The sequence below is a fragment of the Lacibacter sp. MH-610 genome (assembly GCF_045780045.1).
Lineage (GTDB): Bacteria > Bacteroidota > Bacteroidia > Chitinophagales > Chitinophagaceae > Lacibacter.
This window is the reverse complement of sequence record NZ_CP116002.1, coordinates 2,814,534-2,834,243: the sequence shown is the minus strand read 5'-3', so window position 1 is coordinate 2,834,243 and position 19,710 is coordinate 2,814,534. Positions and strand designations below refer to the sequence as shown.

Annotated in this window: 15 protein-coding genes and 1 tRNA gene; 5 read left to right on the top strand and 11 right to left on the bottom strand. The window is 40.0% G+C overall.

Annotated features, from left to right (window positions below):
* Positions 1-5: 5 nt before the first annotated feature.
* The gene (locus tag PDL71_RS13095; RefSeq protein ID WP_407521756.1) at positions 6-1,910 is read right to left on the bottom strand and encodes a M56 family metallopeptidase; all 1,905 of its coding nucleotides are present in this window, start codon (positions 1,908-1,910) and stop codon (positions 6-8) included.
* 2 nt (positions 1,911-1,912) lie between these two features.
* The gene (locus tag PDL71_RS13090) at positions 1,913-2,290 is read right to left on the bottom strand and encodes a BlaI/MecI/CopY family transcriptional regulator (RefSeq protein WP_407521754.1); all 378 of its coding nucleotides are present in this window, start codon (positions 2,288-2,290) and stop codon (positions 1,913-1,915) included.
* Between the two features lie 252 nt (positions 2,291-2,542).
* Here PDL71_RS13090 and PDL71_RS13085 point away from each other — a divergent pair, with 252 nt between their 5' ends.
* Positions 2,543-2,980 carry a hypothetical protein gene (locus PDL71_RS13085; protein WP_407521752.1) on the top strand — a complete coding sequence of 146 codons (438 nt, stop codon included), beginning with the start codon at positions 2,543-2,545 and terminating at the stop codon, positions 2,978-2,980.
* Positions 2,981-3,385: 405 nt separating this feature from the next.
* Here the strand turns inward: PDL71_RS13085 and PDL71_RS13080 are convergent, their stop codons facing one another.
* The 3 genes from PDL71_RS13080 to PDL71_RS13070 all read right to left on the bottom strand — a co-directional run bounded on the left by PDL71_RS13080 (position 3,386) and on the right by PDL71_RS13070 (position 8,887).
* On the bottom strand, positions 3,386-4,648 hold the full coding sequence (locus PDL71_RS13080) for a toxin-antitoxin system YwqK family antitoxin (RefSeq protein WP_407521750.1): 1,263 nt from the start codon (positions 4,646-4,648) through the stop codon (positions 3,386-3,388).
* Between the two features lie 165 nt (positions 4,649-4,813).
* Positions 4,814-7,204, bottom strand: a complete 2,391-nt coding sequence (locus PDL71_RS13075; RefSeq protein ID WP_407521748.1) for a sodium-translocating pyrophosphatase — start codon at positions 7,202-7,204, stop codon at positions 4,814-4,816.
* A gap of 180 nt (positions 7,205-7,384) precedes the next feature.
* Entirely contained in the window at positions 7,385-8,887 is a 1,503-nt protein-coding gene (locus tag PDL71_RS13070; protein WP_407521746.1) for an NAD(P)H-hydrate dehydratase, read from the bottom strand.
* Between the two features lie 291 nt (positions 8,888-9,178).
* Here PDL71_RS13070 and PDL71_RS13065 point away from each other — a divergent pair, with 291 nt between their 5' ends.
* Complete coding sequence (locus tag PDL71_RS13065; RefSeq protein ID WP_407521744.1) at positions 9,179-9,598, top strand: hypothetical protein; 420 nt, start codon at positions 9,179-9,181, stop codon at positions 9,596-9,598.
* Between the two features lie 46 nt (positions 9,599-9,644).
* Here PDL71_RS13065 and PDL71_RS13060 read toward each other — a convergent pair whose 3' ends face one another.
* The 5 genes from PDL71_RS13060 to PDL71_RS13040 form a co-directional block, all read right to left on the bottom strand.
* The gene (locus tag PDL71_RS13060) at positions 9,645-10,106 is read right to left on the bottom strand and encodes a hypothetical protein (protein ID WP_407521742.1); all 462 of its coding nucleotides are present in this window, start codon (positions 10,104-10,106) and stop codon (positions 9,645-9,647) included.
* Between the two features lie 31 nt (positions 10,107-10,137).
* Positions 10,138-11,310: a Na+/H+ antiporter NhaA gene (gene nhaA, locus PDL71_RS13055; protein ID WP_407521740.1), complete on the bottom strand. Its 1,173-nt coding sequence runs from the start codon at positions 11,308-11,310 to the stop codon at positions 10,138-10,140.
* A gap of 32 nt (positions 11,311-11,342) precedes the next feature.
* Entirely contained in the window at positions 11,343-13,274 is a 1,932-nt protein-coding gene (locus tag PDL71_RS13050) for an OstA-like protein (protein WP_407521738.1), read from the bottom strand.
* A gap of 4 nt (positions 13,275-13,278) precedes the next feature.
* Positions 13,279-14,259 (bottom strand): MlaD family protein, encoded by a 981-nt coding sequence (locus PDL71_RS13045; protein ID WP_407521736.1) that lies wholly within the window; start codon positions 14,257-14,259, stop codon positions 13,279-13,281.
* 114 nt (positions 14,260-14,373) lie between these two features.
* The gene (locus PDL71_RS13040; RefSeq protein ID WP_407521734.1) at positions 14,374-15,318 is read right to left on the bottom strand and encodes an N-acetylmuramoyl-L-alanine amidase; all 945 of its coding nucleotides are present in this window, start codon (positions 15,316-15,318) and stop codon (positions 14,374-14,376) included.
* Positions 15,319-15,441: 123 nt separating this feature from the next.
* Between PDL71_RS13040 and PDL71_RS13035 the strand changes: the two genes are divergently transcribed.
* A complete protein-coding gene (locus tag PDL71_RS13035) occupies positions 15,442-18,192 on the top strand; it encodes a putative LPS assembly protein LptD (protein ID WP_407521732.1) in 2,751 nt (916 codons plus the stop codon).
* A gap of 86 nt (positions 18,193-18,278) precedes the next feature.
* Here PDL71_RS13035 and PDL71_RS13030 read toward each other — a convergent pair whose 3' ends face one another.
* Positions 18,279-18,629: a hypothetical protein gene (locus PDL71_RS13030; protein WP_407521730.1), complete on the bottom strand. Its 351-nt coding sequence runs from the start codon at positions 18,627-18,629 to the stop codon at positions 18,279-18,281.
* 272 nt (positions 18,630-18,901) lie between these two features.
* On the opposite strand from PDL71_RS13030, the gene PDL71_RS13025 reads away from it, so the two are divergent.
* Positions 18,902-18,975, top strand: a tRNA-Arg gene (locus PDL71_RS13025).
* Between the two features lie 55 nt (positions 18,976-19,030).
* Positions 19,031-19,708 carry a uracil-DNA glycosylase gene (ung, locus tag PDL71_RS13020; RefSeq protein WP_407521728.1) on the top strand — a complete coding sequence of 226 codons (678 nt, stop codon included), beginning with the start codon at positions 19,031-19,033 and terminating at the stop codon, positions 19,706-19,708.
* Positions 19,709-19,710: the final 2 nt, after the last annotated feature.

Below are 19,710 nucleotides of genomic sequence, written 5' to 3'. Positions count from 1 at the left end.
TACTATCAGAGCTGCAGAATCTCAATAACTTTTCTCTTTACTGGTACAGGTTGTTTTTGTAATGAATCCTTACTGATCCGCACACCGTTAATCCATCTGTCACCATTGGTTTCAATGACAATGGTAAACTGTTTTTGGTGTTCCTGTTTTTTTTCCGGTAAAACTTCATTGTAAGAAGTCCACACAAAAGGTACTTCTTCAATAATTGTTTCCGGTTCAGCAGAATCTTTTGGTCTTTTGTTTTTGTTGCGGAACTGCATTTGTTTTAAGCGTTCCATCCGTTGCCTCAGTAGTTGCTGTTGATGTTGGGATATTTCATATTCCTTTGCCCTGCGGCGGTAAAAATCAGCTAATCCTTCAACACTTTGTTCAGTAATAAACTCAAAGTCATGTTGTTTAAAACGAAACCTTAGTGAATCATTTGCTTCTTCATTTTTAAAAAACAGCCTGATCTTTTCATTTGATAAAAGATGGGGCGTTGCAGGTACAGGCATACGCTTTTTATAAAAACGTTCCATTTCCTGCATCACTTTTACTTTATTGGTATATACCTGTACAAAAGAATCAATATGGAGTTGTTTGCGCATCAGTTCATTTGGAATTCCTGTTACAATTGGTTCCTTAGGTAATTCTTCTGTATTGAAATGCCAAACCATGGGAGCATTCTCAAAAATGATACGATCAAATACAGCTTCATTTCCTTCATCATTCATTACAACAAATTCTTCATTATTCTCTTCTTTCCTGATTTCCAGTTTCAGTTTACGTTCAGTATCCTTTAATAAAATAGCCTTGTCTTCTTTTTTAATAATCGCATCGGGTGATAAATAAAAGACAGACTGTTTGGCCCCAAGGGGTAGTTGTTCTGCTTTCTGTGCAACTGTTTTTTTGTTTTCTTTTTTATTGAGAAAACTACCGGTTATTGCAAACAGGATCGTAAACAGAAGTAATGCCAGCAATTTACTGCTCAACCTGTTTTTTTCAGCAGGCATATTTAAAATACGTTTGATGCGGTGCATGAGGTGATGCTTGTTATCACCCAGTGCCATTGCCAGTGCAGGAGTCAGTTTCCTTGCCTTCTCAACATTTAATAATGCTTCAGCATAAATAGCTGCATTCTGCTGATGGGCCATCACCACATCATCACAGCAGTTTTCTCTTTCTTTACGGGCTGAGTGTATAAGAAGTAAAACAAACGGATTAAAGAAAAGCACCATTTCCGCCATACTCAGCAGCAGGTTCCAGAAATAATCATTCCTCTTAATATGTGCCAGTTCATGCAGCAATACGGCTTCTAACTGGGCAGGTGTTAAATGTGTTACGGTGGCCGCCGGCAACAGAATAACAGGCTTTAAAAAGCCAATGGTGGCAGGAATATCCAGTTGATGGCTTATAAAGGCAGTTACCTGTTTAGCAATCTTAAGATCATCACATAAAACATCAACAAACTGTTGCAATTCTTCCTGCACCGGTGCTATACCGCTACGGCGTAATTGGTGTGTTGCATAGAGTTGCCATACCAATTTAAAACTGAGTGCTGAAAGGATGCATAAATAAGCTGCAGCCAGGTAGGGAAGTAAAAGGTCGATTTTAAAAATCAAGGAATTCAGAAATAACTGCCAGCCATTGCTGCCAGTAAAAGATTGTACCCAATTATTGCCGGCTCCGTTTTCAATGACAATGGCTGCCGGTGCAGGGTATTGCAGGTAATAGAACAAACTACCGGTGAACCATATAAAGCATAACAGCACCAGTACCGTACTTATAAAATTTCTTACAACGGCCTGTTTTATTTTGAAGGCATGTATCACCAATTGATAGAGCAGGTACACAATCGCCGTTTGCCAGATGCTGGCAGCAATTGCTTTGCCAAGGGCCTGCAAAAAAACATTTTCCAGCAGTTGCAGCATGGTTACTGTTTTTTAAGATTGTCGATGAGTTTTTGAATTTCTTCCAGCTCTTCTTTACTCGCTTTGTGATTGCCCAGCGCCTGCATTACCAGTTGCGACGAAGAACCCTGGAAGAGCGTATCAATCATTTTACCTACAAATTGTTTTTGTGTTTTTTCACGGGAGAGGAGTGGAATGTATTTATGTGTTTTATTGCTTTCATCCCGTTTCACCATCCCTTTTTCAAACATAATCTGCATGAGTTTAAGGGTAGTAGTGTAACCTGCGTCTTTTGTTTTGCTCAGTTCTTCATGTACATCCCGCACGGTTGCTTCTCCACGTTCCCAGAGTACACGAAGGATTTCCAGTTCACTTTCAGTAGGCTTTACTTGCTTATTCATTGTATTACGACTTGTTTCGTATCAAATATACGAGTTGGTTCGTAAAAACAAAGACCGCTTGTAAATTTTAGGAAAGGTTAACACGATATTAAAACATACCATACTACCTAAAAGAAATTTAATACTATCTGATGGTGTTTAGGCGAAAAAATTTACTCTGACTTATTGAAAATATGGAATAAGAAATGTTCATATAAGAATCAACAATAGAGACAGTTATTGCTTTGCAATTAGAATGTAGCTAAAGCTATTATGGAAATAATAATGCCAAGAAGCAGAATTGAGCCACCGGTAATAATAGCAAATGTGTTTTTAAAATTTTTGCCTGAACGCCTTGATTTTAACCCTAACAAAAGTGCTATAACTGCAAATGCCGGAATAAATATTAAAAAAACTATGCCGGTAAAAATATTTAATAAAGCAGGGATAAGTAAAATAATAGCGGCTAGTGAAAACAAAAAAGATATGGTTGATGCTTTGCTGTCATTTTCGTTCTTATGTGATATTTTAAGAATCTTCTTGTATATCACTCCAAAAAAGATCGTTTTTAGGTTTTTCTTAATCTTAGGCTTTTTTAATAACCCCAAACTTGCTTTTTTACTTTTAGTTAAAAATCCATTATCTGAAATAGATGAAGGATTATCAGAGTTAGGCAGATATGTAGTAGAATTACCCAATACCTTACTCTGATCAATACAAATAGCAAATAATAAAAGGGGTATTATGTATATCAGTTTCACACAGCTTCTTTACTATACAAGTTAAATTAAATTATTCTATATTTCTAATGTTTCTGTGCATACACAATATGCCCTGTTGTTCTTATTGTTTCAATCAAGTATAAGGAATCAAGCAAGTAAATAACAATACCGGAATAAAAACGCCCCTATTTAAGCAAGGTCTTCCAAAATTATAAGTTGAGATATAGTAAATAGCCAGGTGGGGACGTTGCCTAATTACAATGGTTCATGCATCTTTCCTCTTGATAAGCAATGTCCTCTCCCTGTTTTTATAAACACGGTATCTGTACTCAAGTAGAAACGTTGATGTAAAACAGACGGCAAAAAAATAATCTGTGTGACCTCAGGATAAACATTACCAGTAATAATTGAACTGCGACCGAACAAATTTTTTAATCTGTTTTTTATTGGTTTCCAGTATGGCTACAAACGCATCCCTGGTAAGTGTGGAAAAGAATAACTCGGTACCAACTTCATCTCTTATAGAAACCGGTACATAATCTTTTACTTCAATAGAATAAAAATTGATGGTATGATAGGATTCAAAAGCCACTGATTCAACCGTGGGCATTTCTATTTCCTTAAACTTACTTATATAAAAAATGAGGAAGTCTTTTTCTTTTTGAGTAAGTCCTTCGCCGGTTACCGTAACATCTTCCGGGTAGCCATTTTCACCCAATCTGAATTTTATACGTCCGTTAATAGCCTTGGTTCTGTAATCAAGCTGGTTACTGCTTTTTTCAAGTGATTTCAGAATGAAGAGAAGTGCATCTTCAAATTTTTTGTTCTTAACTATAATCTCTGAATTTTTCCTGTTAAACAGGTAGCGTATTACAGCAAGGTCACTGTTTTCATTGCCATTCTTCCTGAAAAAATTATCGTAACGTATTTTCTCGGTGATCCATATTTTTCGGGGTAAAAACTCATAATTCTTAACCTGGTTATGGCTGGTTTCTGCATATCGGTTTAATTGAAGAAGCGTTTTTTTATACATTCCTTTATCATATTTTTCAATAAGCGCCAGGTTCAGACTGTTATCTGATTTGATATTGTAAAACTTCCAGTTACCGTCACGTTTTCCGTTTTTGTAATGCCCGCTCATCTGGTAGCCGAATGCCGGTTCATTTTTAATGGTAAATCTCCATTCAAAATCACCATTGCCGTTTTCAAGTTCCGTTTGCCCTTTTTCATTTACATATTTAATGAACTGAAAATTATCAGTTCCCTCGTCAAAGTTGATGATGGCCCTTTCTTTTCCGTCGGGGTAGTACCAGGTCCAGTTGCCGGTAGGTTCATTAAAATGAAACTGTCCCTTAATCATTAGCTGTCCATTATTGTAAAAGTAGCTGAAGGGACCCTGTTTATATCCTTCTTCTGCATATACAATATCCATCATGAGTTGATGATTAAGGTTGTAATCTTTATTGGGGCCGGTATAGTACCAGAAAGAATCAACCGTTAAAGTGCCGATGCGGTAGTACACAGCCATTTCTTTTTCACATATTTCCCAGTTTTTGTTAAAGAAAATGGTGTCGGTAATTTTTTGAGATTTCAGTACGAACGCAGAAAAAAGAAACAGGGCAGAAGTTAGTAGTAAGCGGTACAATAATGATTTCATAAGCTTTTCTTCTCAGCACTAATCTAATAAAAATTCTTAAACTGAAGAAAGCGGAAAGGCAATAAAAAAACGCCCCCGCATAGAAATGCAGGGGCAATGATAATGGTCTGATTAGACAATTGTAAGAATACGATTTTTTTTAAATGGTTGTATCCTTTATAGTTTTTAATCAACTTTAACTTCCACGTTCAGCTCGGTTTTGCCGTTGAGCAGTGATGCATATTTCTGCAACACCTCAGCTGATTGCTCAGTTCCGTTGATGGTTAATTTGTTGTCTTTCAGGTTTACACTGAAACCTTCTTTTGTATTGATCAACCCGTCAGTGATCAAAGCCTGGATAAACGGGTTGTCAATTTTCAATTCGCCGGCTTCTGCACCAGCTTTTTTATCAACTGTAACAGTTACAGTTTCCTGTTTAGCGGCTGTATGACCACCATGACTGTATAGCTGCGCCAGGGTAGGGGCAATCACTAATGAAACAATACTCATCAGTTTGATCAAAATGTTCATAGAAGGGCCGGATGTATCTTTAAACGGATCACCTACGGTATCACCGGTTACAGATGCTTTATGCGGCTCTGATTTTTTGTAATATACTTCGCCATTGATCTCTACACCTTTTTCAAAACTCTTCTTGGCATTATCCCAGGCACCACCGGCATTGTTCTGGAACATACCCATCAATACACCACTTACTGTTGCACCCGCCAGGAAACCACCAAGGGCTTCCGGACCAAATGCAAAACCAATTACAAGAGGAGAGATAATGGTAATAGCACCGGGCAACAACATTTTCTTGATAGAAGCTTCTGTAGAAATGGCTACACACTTATCATACTCAGGTTTGCCGGTACCTTCCATAATACCCGGAATGGTACGGAACTGACGACGCACTTCTTCCACCATGCTCATCGCAGCTTCACCCACAGCACGAATGGCGAGGGAAGAGAAAATGAACGGAACCATGGCACCCACAAACAAACAGGCCAATACATCTGCTTTATAAATATCAATGCCATCAATACCTGCCACACCCACAAACGCAGCAAACAAAGCCAGCGCCGTTAAAGCTGCAGAAGCAATGGCAAAACCTTTACCGGTAGCAGCAGTAGTATTACCAACAGCATCTAATACGTCAGTCTTTTCACGAACTTCTTTGGGTAATTCACTCATTTCAGCAATACCGCCCGCATTATCTGCAATAGGGCCGAATGCATCAATCGCTAATTGCATAGCAGTTGTTGCCATCATACCGGCAGCAGCAATGGCTACACCGTATAAACCGGCACAAAGGAAGGAACCATAAATACCGGCAGCTAAAACTAATATTGGTAGGAAGGTACTTTCCATACCAATCGCCAAACCACCAATTACATTGGTCGCATGACCTGTAGATGATTGACGGATGATGCTCAATACAGGACGTTTACCCATGGCTGTGTAATATTCAGTAATGATGCTCATTAATGCACCCACTACCAAACCAACAGCAATAGCACCGAGTACACCCCACTTGGTGAACTCATTACCACGGAGCACCATTGTTTCAGGAAGAATATAATATACTAGGCCAACAGAAGCGATGGCAGTAAGCACGATAGAACCCCAGTTACCCATGTTCAATGCTTTCTGAACCACATCTGTATTCACACCTGCATTATCGCTGATGCGAACCATCCATGTACCGATGATGGAGAATAAGATACCAACACCCGCAATCAACATTGGCAGCAATATAGGAGCCAGACCACCAAAGTTGTCGATGCTCTTTGTCTCCTGACCCAATACCATCGTTGCAAGTACAGTAGCTACATAAGAACCGAACAGATCGGCACCCATACCGGCTACGTCACCTACATTATCACCTACGTTATCGGCAATGGTGGCAGGGTTGCGTGGATCATCTTCAGGAATACCGGCTTCTACTTTACCTACCAGGTCAGCACCTACGTCAGCAGCTTTGGTATAGATACCGCCACCCACACGGGCAAAGAGGGCAATACTTTCAGCACCTAATGAAAAACCGGTGAGTACTTCAATAGTACGGAGCATATCAGCACCATTTACATCAGCGCCTGCAGGAACGAAAATCTGTTTTAAAATAATGAACAAACCACCCAAACCTAATACCGCCAAACCGGCAACACCAAGTCCCATTACAGAACCACCGGTGAACGATACGTTGAGCGCTTTGCTCAGGCTGGTACGTGCAGCATGTGCGGTACGTACGTTACTCTTGGTAGCAATGCGCATACCAATGTAACCGGCTGTGGCGCTAAATACTGCACCAATCACAAAAGCCAGTGCAATACTCCAGTGACTGTTAGGATTGGCCATGGCCATTACACCTAACAGAATAGCTACAATCACTACAAAATAGCCCAGGATCTTCCACTCAGCTTTGAGGAATGCCATGGCACCTTCAGCAATGTGATTGCTGATCTCTTTCATGCGCTCATTACCGGCATCTTGTTTGGAAACCCAGTTGAATTTTACGAAAGTGTACAGCAATCCTACGACTGCCATAGCGGGAACGAGATAAATCAAATTCTCCATAAACAATTGATAGTTGATTTTTAGTTTGGTGGGCGCCGACTCTGCAAATAACAGGGCGGCCCGCCCGAACGTACCGTTTCGGTACGGGCGGGCAAAGATAGGGGAATGAGGCTAAAAATGAGGCTGGCGGGGCGGTTTGGGGAAAAGAACAGAATGGAGTATGATTTTCTTAAATCCCATTCATTTAATAGCCTGAAAAGCCTTTCCCAATTCCTCCGCAATATCTCCCGCCATCATTGCTTCCTGCGACAAATGAGTTGCTGCAATATCACCGGCGAGGCCATGCAGATATACACCCAGTACACAGGCTTCTTCTGCACGATAGCCCTGTGACAGCAATCCGGTAAGGATGCCACTCAATACATCACCGCTGCCGGCAGTGGCCATGCCTGCATTACCGGTGCTGTTGAAAAAGGCTTTACCATCAGGACAAGCAATCAATGTATGATGTGTTTTTAAAATAATGTGTACGTTTAGTTTGGCCGCCTGGTACAAGGCCAGTTGCATCCGTTCAAAATCATTCGCTGCTTTACCAAACAATCGTTCAAACTCTTTAGGGTGTGGTGTGAGAATACAATCTTCATGCAATAACTCCTGCAGATTTTGTTTGATGCTTAACAGGTTTAATGCATCTGCATCCAGCACTGTTGGTTGATGTACTTGTTTCAACAGTTCAACTACAACCGTAGCTGTTTCTTCGTGCAGCCCAATGCCGGGCCCGATACCAATGGCTGCATAGCGTAATAATTCTTTAGGTATTTGTGAAAGATGAAACTGGCTTTTATCTGTTTCCACCATTGCTTCCGGAACAGCGGTTTGCAAGACTGTATATCCACATTGCGGAATCAATGCTGTAGCCAAACCCGCACCGCTGCGCATACTGGCCTTGGTCATTAAAACAGCAGCACCCATTTTGCCATAACTGCCGCTCAGCAGCAATGCATGTCCAAAATTTCCTTTGTGTGCAAATGCTTTTCTTGGTTTATAAATGGATTGAGTAAGTGCTTTATCAATCAATTGAAAGGGTGAACTGTTGATAGCTTCAAACTCCGGATGCAAACGAATGGGTAACAGGTGTACGGTGCCGAAGGCCTCCTGGTTTTCATCCATCAGGAAACAGAGTTTCATGTTTTGAAAACTGAGGGTATGATGTGCCTGGAAAACGGTGGCTTCTTTACAACTGATATCTGCAAACATACCGGTAGGGATATCAATGGCAATCCGCTGTGCATTTGTTTGATTGAGATGCAGCACCAGTTTCTGCGTAATTCCTTCCAATGGTTTGCTTAAGCCTGTGCCCAGCATGGCATCAATGATCACATCCTGTTCCTGGATTATGGGAAAGAATAATTCTGATTGTATGAAATGAATATCAAACGTAAGGGGATGTAAGCGGCGCAGGTTCGTTTGAAAATCATCGGTGCCTTTATGACCAAACTCCAGTACATACACGGTTACTTTACATCCTTTCTGCAGTAACAATCTTGCAATAGCCAATCCATCACCACCATTATTTCCTTTGCCGCAAAAAATATGAAGATGTTTGTTTGCATAACCGTTATGAATCAACCATTCGGCACATTGCGTGGCGGCACGTTCCATTAAATCAACAGACGCAACGGGTTCGTTAGCGATGGTGTAAGCATCCCAGTCTTTGATTTGTGATGCAGAAAAAATCTTCATGTATTAAAGTTAGGGCGATTTTGTGCGACTATTAATTAGAAATAAAAAAAATCAACTAAAATTATCAGGTATAAAAGCAATATTTAATTTGTTTTATTGTTATTTCTTTTTATGCGAATCTTTTTGTTACTCTGTTGCTTTCTGTGTTTAAAGACAAATGGACAAAGTCCAATTTGTATTTCAGATTCTTGCAGAAGAGAATTTGTGAAGTACACATTATACCATGGGTCTTTTCCCTATAGAGGAGTTAAGATGGATTTTACTGACTCTGTAGGTAATAAATGGAGCGAAATGATTTTTGTAGTTCAAATTCACAACTATTATGGTCTTGGCCCTGATTCTTTAAATTACAAACGAAATATAGATTCAGTTTACAATAAACTTATTCGTCATGAGCGAATACCAAGAATAAAAAACCCTATTAACATGTTTGTGGGGTATGTAATTAATGATGCCATTTTTAATCATATTAATTCTCTTCCTATAGATGAGTTTTTGGTAAAATATTTTGATAGAGAAGGTAATATAAAAGCGAAAGAGAATAAAAAAGTAATTGAAATTTGGGCTGTCTGTTATTTGAATAATATTACTTTTTTTCTTGAAAGATATTATTACCCGGCAATATATGAAGCTACCTGGAATGAGTTAAAAACGCATTACCCTCAATTGAATAAACTTCCCAAGCCTAAGCAGCCAAGATATATTGAATAAAAAAGGTCTGAAACAATTCAGACCTTGGAACCATAGAAAACCAGACCTATTTCTTTCCGAATGCAAACCGTACACTCACTGCAACAGAGGAAGCACGGAAAGCAACGTTGTCAATTAAATTCAATTCAGGCTTCCAGTCGATGGATAGATTCACCGGTACTTCTTTAAAATTATAATCTAATCCTGCAATACCTGTAACACCAAGATTATTGTTTCCCTGGAAACCAACATAAGCACCGGCGCCATAATACCATTGTAACCCTTCAACACCCTGTATGTTTTGAAACCGTTCATACAAAGCACCCAAGGCAATCGCATCGCCCCTGAGGTTGAGAATACCTTCTACAGCCGATTTTTCATTGAGAAAATAACGGTAGGTAAATCCTGTGGAGAGTGACTGGTCAATACTGCCTAAACGTACACCGGCCTGGTGTTTTGTTTGTGCCTGCGTGTTACTGAATGTAAATACCAGTGCAAAAAGCAGGAGCGGAGCGATGTGTTTGTACATGATTTTCGGTTTCTGTACCAATAACCGAAAACTATGCCACTGCTTTTCCTGTTTTTTCTTTTGTGAAAATTTTAAACCATGCATAAGCGAGGAGCATTGCGATGAATGATGCTACCATAACGGCCATTTTGCTTTCGTCCTGTGTGAAAGAACTCTTAAATGCAAGCATGGAAATAAAAATACTCATGGTAAAACCAATGGCTGCCAGTAAACCCAGGCCAATCATGTGTTTCCATTGAATGTCTTTTGCTAAACTTCCGGCTTTCAGTTTCACCAGTAAAAATGTAAGACCCGCAATGCCCAGCGGTTTACCAATAAGTAAGCCCGCCATAATACCGATGCTTAAGTTATTGCCGAGATTTTGTACAAAACCGTCCGGAACAATAATGGCTGTATTGGCTAATGCAAAAACAGGAATGATGAGGAAGTTTACATAGTTGTGCAGACTGTGTTCTATATGATCCAGTTTTTTAATGGGAATGGTAAAGGCAAATAAAACCCCCGCAATGGTGGCATGCACTCCTGAGTTAAAGAAACAAAACCAGGTAAGAAGCCCCAGTAAAAAATTCCAGAAGCCAAAAGGAAGTTTAAAATAATTCCAGATGGCGAGGAAGGCAATCACACCTAAGCCACCAAACAGGTAACCGAAATGAATCGTTTCAGTATAGAAAACCGCAATGGCAACAATGGCACCCAGATCATCTATAATGGCAAGTGCTGTTAAAAATATTTTCAATGAAAGCGGTACTCTCTTTCCGAGTAATGAAGCAACACCTAAAGAAAAGGCAATATCCGTAGCCATGGGAATGCCCCAGCCATTTTGAAATTCTGTTCCTTTATTAAAAGCAAAGAAGATCAAAGCGGGTACCAGCATGCCACCTATTGCGCCGGCAACCGGTAGAATTGATTTTTTGAAAGATGCTAATTCGCCACACAACAGTTCTCTTTTTATTTCCATCCCCACTTGGAAAAAAAAGATAGCCATCAATCCATCATTGATCCAGTGTATGATGGTGTGCGGAAGATAATGGGAGAGATGTGTTTCACTGTTCCAGAAAGCTGCATAACTATTACCCCAGCCGGTATTGCTGATCAATAATGAAACAGCAGTACAAATAATGAGCATGATGCCCACGGCACGACTGTCGTGAATAAATTCAAGCAGGGGAGAAAGAAAACTTCTTTTGAGGAATTTCAATGGCATGTGCAAATATAATGACACTGCCAGAATGAAGTTTACAGGAACAACTCCAGTTTATTCTTGGGTCTTCGTTGTTCCAGCCATTTAAAATTATCCAGCTTTTTCTGATCTTCCGGCAATTGACGGATAGGATAGGTGATACCTTTTACGGAGCTGGTAAACTTTACTTTTTTAGCTTCTTTGTCGGCAAAGAACATATCAATCATATCAGCTGTAGTGCGGTTCATGCCCACATACGCACTATCACTGTCCTGTGCGTAGTAAATACTTTCTGAACTTCCTTTCGCTTTTACAAAATCAATTTCACCATTCTTAAAATAGGCATTGATCGTTCTTCCTTTAATCTGGTTAAAGAAATTAGCCGTTGATCTTACATCCTGCACCAGTAAGGCATTTTCCCAAACAAAAAGACGGGAAGGTTTTTTGTTTTTCGTGTACATGAAAATAGTGTCGCCGGTTACCTGGCTGCCACGTGACCATGCTACAGGATCATAATACAACTGAAAAGCACTGTCAACTCCGGAATAAAACATACTGTCTGCCACGGCCTGTAATGAGTCATTGTATATACGCACATTGCGGAAGGCTGTAATAAAACGTAGTGTGTCTGTTTCTGTTTTCGGCTTGGGTGCAAAGCTGGTCCGTTGATTGATGGTATCTTTTACAACAATCGTTACAGAATCTTTTGCTGCAATTGGTTTTGAACTGCTATCAACAGTTGATGGAATCAATTTGCCTTTTCTGTCTGTAACCGGAGGTGTTGTTACCTTCGTTACAACACTATCTTTTTTAATAGCTGTTGTTTCCGGTTTGATGGATACCTTACTGCTGTCCAGTATTGTAGTAACAGGTGGTTCTGTTTGTTTGCTGCTGTCTCTTGTTATTACAGGTGCAGGTGCTTTGTTGAGCAACGAATCAACATTTACAACACGTGTTGTGGTAACGGTATCAAATTCTTTGATGTATCCGCCTTTTAATTGTTCCAGGTCTTTCATCAAACCTGAGTAGATGGTATCTGCAGCGATGTAAACTGAGTCTGCTTCCTGCACTACTACCAGTACCGGTTTTTCTGTGGCTAAGAAATTCTTTTTGTTTTTATTGAAGAACACCCGGTTGCTGAAGAGCAGTACACCTTGTGCTGTATCTTTAAACTGAACATTTCCTTTGGCTTCTCCAAAACCTGTTTTGTCATCCATCACCATATTATCGGCAATGATGGTGCTGGTACTGTCTTTTACAACCGATCTGCCGGCAAATACAGCTTTCTTCGTTTTCAGATCATAATAACCGCTTTTAACATTGGAGATGGAGTTGCCGCTTTTGATAGTAGTAGGAGCAATGAAAGTGGCTACTTCGCTGGTGGTATTGTATAAAAGTGAATCTGTTGCAAGCGCTACTTCAGGATCACTCATCTTTACACTTCCGATGAAGTAAATATCTTTTATATCAGCATAGTAAAACCCTTGCTTACTGTACAGTGTTGTTTGTTTGCTTTCAATACGTCCGCCATTTCGGTAAGTACCAACTTTTCCGTTCATATCATAATCCATCTCATCAGTGTACAGTGTACTGTTGCCATCCGTAAGCTTTACTTTATTTTTAAATGTGGCCCGTTTTTTATTGCCTTCGTATTGCATATAGCTGCTGTAAATATTCACACTGTCAGCATCATTGATATGCACATTGCCAAAGGCTTCCATAAAGTTGGTGCGTTCATTCCATATCAAACTGTCGCATTTAAATTTGGTATTGCCCTGGTGGATGATCACATTCCCTGTTAAAATCTGTAATTGTGTAACAGAGTCAATCGTTTTAAAATCAAAACGATTGGCATTGATAATGTTTACTACCCGAACTGTATCAGAAGTTTGAGAGGGACGGGGAGGAGCAGCCGCAGGTTTTTGTGCAGTAGCAACATAAGTGCACAGCATACAACAACTCAGCAACACAAATCTCAGCAGGTGCATCTTCTTATTTATTTGTACTGTCGGCCAATGGTGCATTCAGTGGTGTGCCTTTGTCTTTTCTTACGAACACAGAAAAGCTTACATAACGTTTCGGATGTGTTTTTAAATCGTCCAGCAGAATATTTAAACTGCGAACGGTATTCTGAAGATTATTGTAAAGCTTTTTATCATTTATGAGCAAGCCAAGTGAACCATCGCCTTTATTGATTTTTTCCATCACATCTTTTAACTGGGTAACGGTGTTGTTAAGGCCGTTGATGGTTTCTTTCAGCTCCAGTTCAGAAAACTTTTTGGAAGTTGTTTTGAAGTTCTCAATGGTGGCATTGAGATTTTCATTGTTTTTATTGAGGTTGGTGGTGAAGGTTTCAGCATTCTTCAATGTTTTAGCTAAGGAACCATCTTTGCTGTCAAGTAATTCTGTAAGGTTAGCTGATGTGTTTTTTAAATTAGCTATCACTGCTTTGAGGTTGGCTTTATTGCCTTCATCAAACACAGAATTAAAACTGCTCAACACCATTTTTAAAGAATCAACTGCCTGCTTGATATTAGCCAGTACAGGATCTACGCTGCTGTTGAGTTTTGACATCAGATCGGCAGAAGGTTCGCTGCGGAGCGTATCACCTACTTTAATATAAGTGGTTGCATTACCGGGATTAATATTAAGTGATGTACTGCCGGTTAAACTACCGTTGATTACGGCCATTGAATTCACCGGAATATTTACTTTCTGATCCACATTAATTGCAACAATCACTTCGCTGATGTTTTCATCAGAAGCTTCAATGCTGTACACATTGCCGATACGGAATCCTTTAACCTTTACCGGGCTGGATATTTCCAGTGAACCTACATCTGAAAAACGGGCATAAATAACATCAGATCGTTTGATGAGGTTTTTTCCTTTGAGCATATTATAACCCAGCACCAGCAGGGTTACAGCAATTACAGTTAAAGCGCCAACTTTGGTTTCGTTTGAAACAGTCATGGGTTGTTTATTAGATTGAATCCCTTACGGCAGATTCGGTAAGGGCCAAAAATAAGAAATGTTTTCCCGTTGCCAACCGGCATCAGAGAAACTGCTGTTAAAATAAAAAAGAGGCTATTTTTTACCGTTATTGGGTTGTTGTACAGCAGCCGGACTTTTTTCTACCAGTTCTTTATAGCGGTTGATGGCTTTAACAATGCTTTCGGCCATGGTTTGTTGTCCCTGGTCACTCATCAAAAAACTTTCCTCTGTTTCATTGGAAAGAAATCCGAGTTCTATTAAAATACTGGGCATGGCAGTTGCCTGCAGTACCCAGATACCTTTTTGTCTTTGTTTTACACCACGGCTGAAACGACCGATGCCCACAAACTCTTCTTCCACCATCGCAGCCAGTTTTACACTGTTGGAAAAGAACTGCTTGGTCCACAAAGCTACCTGCTGTTTAATCAACGGATCGTTGATATTGGTATTGAAAGTGCTATCGTCTTTTTCGTTTTCAAAAATATCACCGTTCTCCATAATGATATCTTCTTTGTCTTCTGTTTTATGCGCCGCAAACACATAAGTTTCTGTACCATTGGCAGGGTTGGGGTGGTAATAGGTTTTATATACAGGTACGGTAACAGTTTTTTTAACTTTCTTTCTCTTTTTGCCTTTTCCTACATATACATAGCGGGTTTCTGTGCGGCTGCCTTCACGTCTTACTTCTCTTAACTTGGGTGCATAATTACAATGGATGGAAACAAATAAGTTTCCTTTGTTGCTATTGGCGAAATTGGCTCGTTCCTGCAGCGAAACAAAAAACGGGGTAGGTCTTGTTTCCAGCACTTTTACATTCGGTAATTGCTTCTTAAGTTCTTCCACCACTTTTTTTGCAACTTCATAGGAAATCACATCTTCCTGGCCATTGATGCCTTTTGCCCCATCCGGAGAACTCATGGATCCTTTAAAACCATGCCCTGCATCTACTATAATGGTGTTAATCTTTGCTACAGAAGCAGAAGCAGTTGTTGCATTATTTTTTTTACTGGTAAAGGATAAAACAACAAGGCTTATCATACAAAGACAGATGAAAGCCGGTAACCAGTTTTTAGTCATAGTTCAAATTCTTTGGGTTAATACTTCTTTGCAAGATTCACAGTTCCTTAATGCAAATGTGGTTATTTTTGCCCCTATTGCGTTATGAACATTACCGGCAAAGTTAATTATAAATATGTATTGCTATCAGTTTCAGCGGTTCTTGTCCTTTATGGATTAACGGTTGAAGGGCGCACATCATTTCGCAGAAGGGCACAATTTGTTATTCCTTTAACAGTTAAAGACACTGTTCCGCCGGGCGCAAGAAATAAGCCACTCACACCGGTTCCCGTTAAGCCTGATACGATTAAACCCACAAAAACTGATTCGTCGTTGGTGAAAGACAGCCTGGTGATGAAGGACAGTGCTTTTCAGAAAACAGATACATTCAATCTCAAAGTTTCAAAGGACAGTCTTGATGGCCCGGTGGAGTTTGTAGCAGAAGACTCGATGGTGATTGATATACCGGGAGATAAGATTTACATCTATAATAAAGGACAGGTAAAGTATAAAGATATTATGCTGGATGCCCAGATTATTCAACTGGATCAAACCACCAGCATGCTTACGGCTTATCCCACCAAAGACAGCACCGGTAAACGATTAGGTGTTCCCGCTTTTAAACAGGGCGAAGAAGCTTTTACGGCTGATACGATCCGTTATAACTTTAAAACACAAAAAGGTTTAACCGTTGGAACTTATACCCAGCAGCAGGAAATGTTTGTGTATGTAAACCGTTCCAAGCGAATTGCTCCTGATGCTTTTTATGGCGAAGGAGCCCGCTTCTCCTCCTGTAATTTTGATACACCGCATTTTGCCTTCCGGGCTAAGAAAACAAAATTCATCAGTAATAAAATTGCTGTTACAGGCCCGGTTCGTCCGGAGTTTGAAGGAGTGCCTATTCCTATTGGTTTGCCCTTTGGTTTGTTTCCGTTGAAGCAGGGAAGAAGAACAGGGTTGCTTCCTCCTCAACCGGTGGTAAATGAACAACTCGGTTTAGGACTTGAAGGTTTGGGATATTACAAAACTTTCGGAGATCATTGGGATGCTTCCATAAGAACCAATATTTATTCCTACGGCTCCTGGAATCTTTTTTTATCGCCCAGCTACCGTAAGCGGTACCGTTATAGCGGCGGTATTAACCTGAGTTTCATGAATAATAAAGTGGGATTTAAGGATGATCCTGATTACCGCCCACCATCCCGTAACTTTTCAGTGCAGTGGAGTCATACGGTGGATGGAAAAGCAAGACCGGGAACCAATTTCAGCGCCAGTGTAAACGTTGCCACAAGTTTGTTCAATAGTTTCTTTCCTAATAATGCAGTTCAGAACTTTAATAACCAGTTGAACTCATCTATTGCTTACCAACGTACCTGGGCCGGCAAACCATACAATCTTACAGTTACAGCCAATCATAATCAAAACACCAATCAAAGGTTGTATAACATTACACTTCCTGCTGTTGGGTTTACTGTAAACACGATCTATCCGTTTCAGAAAAAAGAATTTGCAGGAACACCTAAGTGGTATGAAAAGCTGGGTATTGCTTACAACGGAACCTTTAATAACCAGATTTCTTTTTATGATACAGCAGTGAATGTGCGCAGGTTGCTGGATACGCTGGACTGGAATGCTACACACTCTATTCCTATTCAATTATCTCTGCCACCGCTGGGTCCTCTGCAGATTGGTCCTTCCATCAGTTATTCAGAAACATGGCGCAGCAGGGGCTACTCCCGTGAATGGGATCCTAATTCAAAAAAAGTGATAACCTCTTCTGCAAAAGGTCTGTACCGTGATAAGCGTATGAGTGTGGGGTTGAATATTAGCACAGCTATATTTGGTATGCTCAACTTTAAACGTAAAAGCGGCATACAGGCCATCAGGCATGTGATACGGCCAACCATTGGTATTGGTTATGCTCCTAACCTCAATGTAAATAACTGGCAAAAAGTGCAGATAGATTCAGCAGGCAATACGTTGTTTTTTGATACGTATTCTCCTTTCTCAGGTGTTGAATTTATACAGCCGGGTGGGGGTAGCATCAGCTTCGGAATTGATAACAACCTGGAGATGAAAACAAGAAGCAAAACTGATACAACGGAAGAAGGCATCAAAAAGGTTCGTTTGATTGATGGGTTTGGTTTTAATGGTTCCTATAATCTGTCAGTAGATTCTTTTCAGCTCAGTGATTTTAATTTTTACCTGCGCAGTAACCTGTTTGATAAAATCAGTTTAACCGCAGGTGCTAATATTTCACCTTACCAGCAATTGGCCAACGGAAGAAAGATTTCAAAATATGCATGGGAGGGTGATAAGTTCCGGTTAGGAACTTTTACCAATGGTTTTGTATCAGTGAACACGAATTTCCGCAGCAAACCAAAAGATGAAAAAAAGGCAAAGGAACGTGAAGCGCTTGAAAAGGAAAGAAGTTATGAAGGAGATGAACGCAGCCGTGAAATGAATATGATACAAAGTAACCCGGCAGAGTTTGCTGATTTTAATATTCCCTGGAGTTTGAATTTATCTTATGCACTCAATCTTACACGTGTACCCCGTTCTGATTTTTCAGGGTTTACCACCATGCTCACCCAGTCGTTAAACTTTAATGGTGATTTTAATCTTACAGAAAAATGGAAGATACAGGGTAGCGGAACGTTTGATATACAAACACGCAAACTCCAGTATATCACTACTTCTATTTCCCGTGATCTGCATTGCTGGCAACTATCCATTAACGTTACACCGGTAGGACCTATCCGCACTTTCAGCATCACCATCAACCCTAAATCATCCTTATTAAGAGATTTACGTATTAACCGTTCCCGTTTCTTTTACAACAATATTCCCCGTTAATTTTTTACCGCTAAAAAAAAGGCCATCCCTAAGAATAGGGACGGCGTATTTACCTATAAGAGAACCAACAGTAGGTTTGAAATATCTTACAATGTTGTTTCGGCAGCTATATGCCAGGAACCATTTTGTTTTATTTGTTTAATGCGGTAATAAACTTTGTTGCCTTGATTTTTTTCTTTGAACTGATAACGGAAATTTTCTTTATCTGAAAAGCCGGTGAGTACAATTGCTGCTGTTTTAAAATGCTCACCATCTGTACTGCGTTCTATTTCATAATACAGATCAGCATCTTCTTTATCGGCCGTCCACTTAAGAATGATATTTTGTGCAGATGTGGTGATTGTAACGGATGACACCCGTGGCCAGTTGGTTATTACTGATTGTGCGGTACTATTAATTCCTATGCAGAATAAGCAAACGAACAGAATTGTTTTCATAATGCCTCAATTTGAGTACTGGGTACACAGGAATGGATCAACGGATTTCTGAAAAGGAAGATTGGAAAGGGTTTCCGGATAGTGGGGGTAATAATTGAAGCGGAAAAGATGTTAGGGCCGGATTCAATTACACCGTAAAAATACGGTCGTATTCGGATTCACCAAGCTTTTTTCATAATTTTTTTTTTGAACTTTGATTTTTAAAGAGATAGAAGCGTGAATTGCTTTTGGATACAAGATAAACGGCAATTATCTTTGCCGCTCTAAAAAATGGTCCCGTAGCTCAGTTGGATAGAGCAACAGCCTTCTAAGCTGTGGGTCACACGTTCGAATCGTGTCGGGATCACATCATAAAAGTCCATACACATGGACTTTTTTTATTCATTTCTTTTGCCCTTGTTATGGATATAAAAATGGAACAGAGTTGGAAAGAAGTGCTGAAACAGGAGTTCAGCAAGCCTTATTTTCAGCAGATTGTTACGTTTTTAAAAACGGAGAAACTGCAAAAGAAAATCATCTATCCGCCCGGTTCGCTCATCTTTAATGCGTTTGATCAAACACCTTTTCACCATCTGAAAGTGGTGATTCTGGGCCAGGACCCATATCACGGTGCCGGGCAGGCGCATGGTCTTTGTTTTTCAGTACAGGATGGAGTACCACCGCCGCCATCACTTATCAATATTTATAAAGAAATTGAATCAGATATTGGTGTGGGTATGCCGGCCCGTTATGGTAATCTTACAAAATGGGCCCAACAAGGTGTACTCATGCTGAATGCTTTTTTAACAGTAAGAGCCAACGAACCGGCCAGTCATTCTAAAATTGGATGGGAAGAATTTACCAACAGTGTAATCAAAAAGATATCTGATGAAAAGAAAGGTGTGGTGTTTATTCTCTGGGGTAAGTTTGCACAGGAAAAACAAGTGTTGATTGACGAAACAAAGCATTATGTACTTAAGGCCGCCCATCCTTCGCCGTTCAGTGCTGATAAAGGCTTTTTTGGCTGCCGTCATTTTTCAAAAACGAACGAATTACTCATGAAACAGGGGATTGAACCCATTGACTGGAAATTACCATGAAG

Excerpts from the sequence above, each read along its gene's own strand:
- PDL71_RS13095 (WP_407521756.1), bottom strand. The coding sequence starts at position 1,910 with ATGCTGCAACTGCTGGAAAATGTTTTTTTGCAGGCCCTTGGCAAAGCA.
- PDL71_RS13090 (WP_407521754.1), bottom strand. The coding sequence starts at position 2,290 with ATGAATAAGCAAGTAAAGCCTACTGAAAGTGAACTGGAAATCCTTCGT.
- PDL71_RS13085 (WP_407521752.1), top strand. The coding sequence starts at position 2,543 with ATGGAAATAATAATGCCAAGAAGCAGAATTGAGCCACCGGTAATAATA.
- PDL71_RS13080 (WP_407521750.1), bottom strand. The coding sequence starts at position 4,648 with ATGAAATCATTATTGTACCGCTTACTACTAACTTCTGCCCTGTTTCTT.
- PDL71_RS13075 (WP_407521748.1), bottom strand. The coding sequence starts at position 7,204 with ATGGAGAATTTGATTTATCTCGTTCCCGCTATGGCAGTCGTAGGATTG.
- PDL71_RS13070 (WP_407521746.1), bottom strand. The coding sequence starts at position 8,887 with ATGAAGATTTTTTCTGCATCACAAATCAAAGACTGGGATGCTTACACC.
- PDL71_RS13065 (WP_407521744.1), top strand. The coding sequence starts at position 9,179 with ATGATTTTTGTAGTTCAAATTCACAACTATTATGGTCTTGGCCCTGAT.
- PDL71_RS13060 (WP_407521742.1), bottom strand. The coding sequence starts at position 10,106 with ATGTACAAACACATCGCTCCGCTCCTGCTTTTTGCACTGGTATTTACA.
- nhaA (WP_407521740.1), bottom strand. The coding sequence starts at position 11,310 with ATGCCATTGAAATTCCTCAAAAGAAGTTTTCTTTCTCCCCTGCTTGAA.
- PDL71_RS13050 (WP_407521738.1), bottom strand. The coding sequence starts at position 13,274 with ATGCACCTGCTGAGATTTGTGTTGCTGAGTTGTTGTATGCTGTGCACT.
- PDL71_RS13045 (WP_407521736.1), bottom strand. The coding sequence starts at position 14,259 with ATGACTGTTTCAAACGAAACCAAAGTTGGCGCTTTAACTGTAATTGCT.
- PDL71_RS13040 (WP_407521734.1), bottom strand. The coding sequence starts at position 15,318 with ATGATAAGCCTTGTTGTTTTATCCTTTACCAGTAAAAAAAATAATGCA.
- PDL71_RS13035 (WP_407521732.1), top strand. The coding sequence starts at position 15,442 with ATGAACATTACCGGCAAAGTTAATTATAAATATGTATTGCTATCAGTT.
- PDL71_RS13030 (WP_407521730.1), bottom strand. The coding sequence starts at position 18,629 with ATGAAAACAATTCTGTTCGTTTGCTTATTCTGCATAGGAATTAATAGT.
- ung (WP_407521728.1), top strand. The coding sequence starts at position 19,031 with ATGGATATAAAAATGGAACAGAGTTGGAAAGAAGTGCTGAAACAGGAG.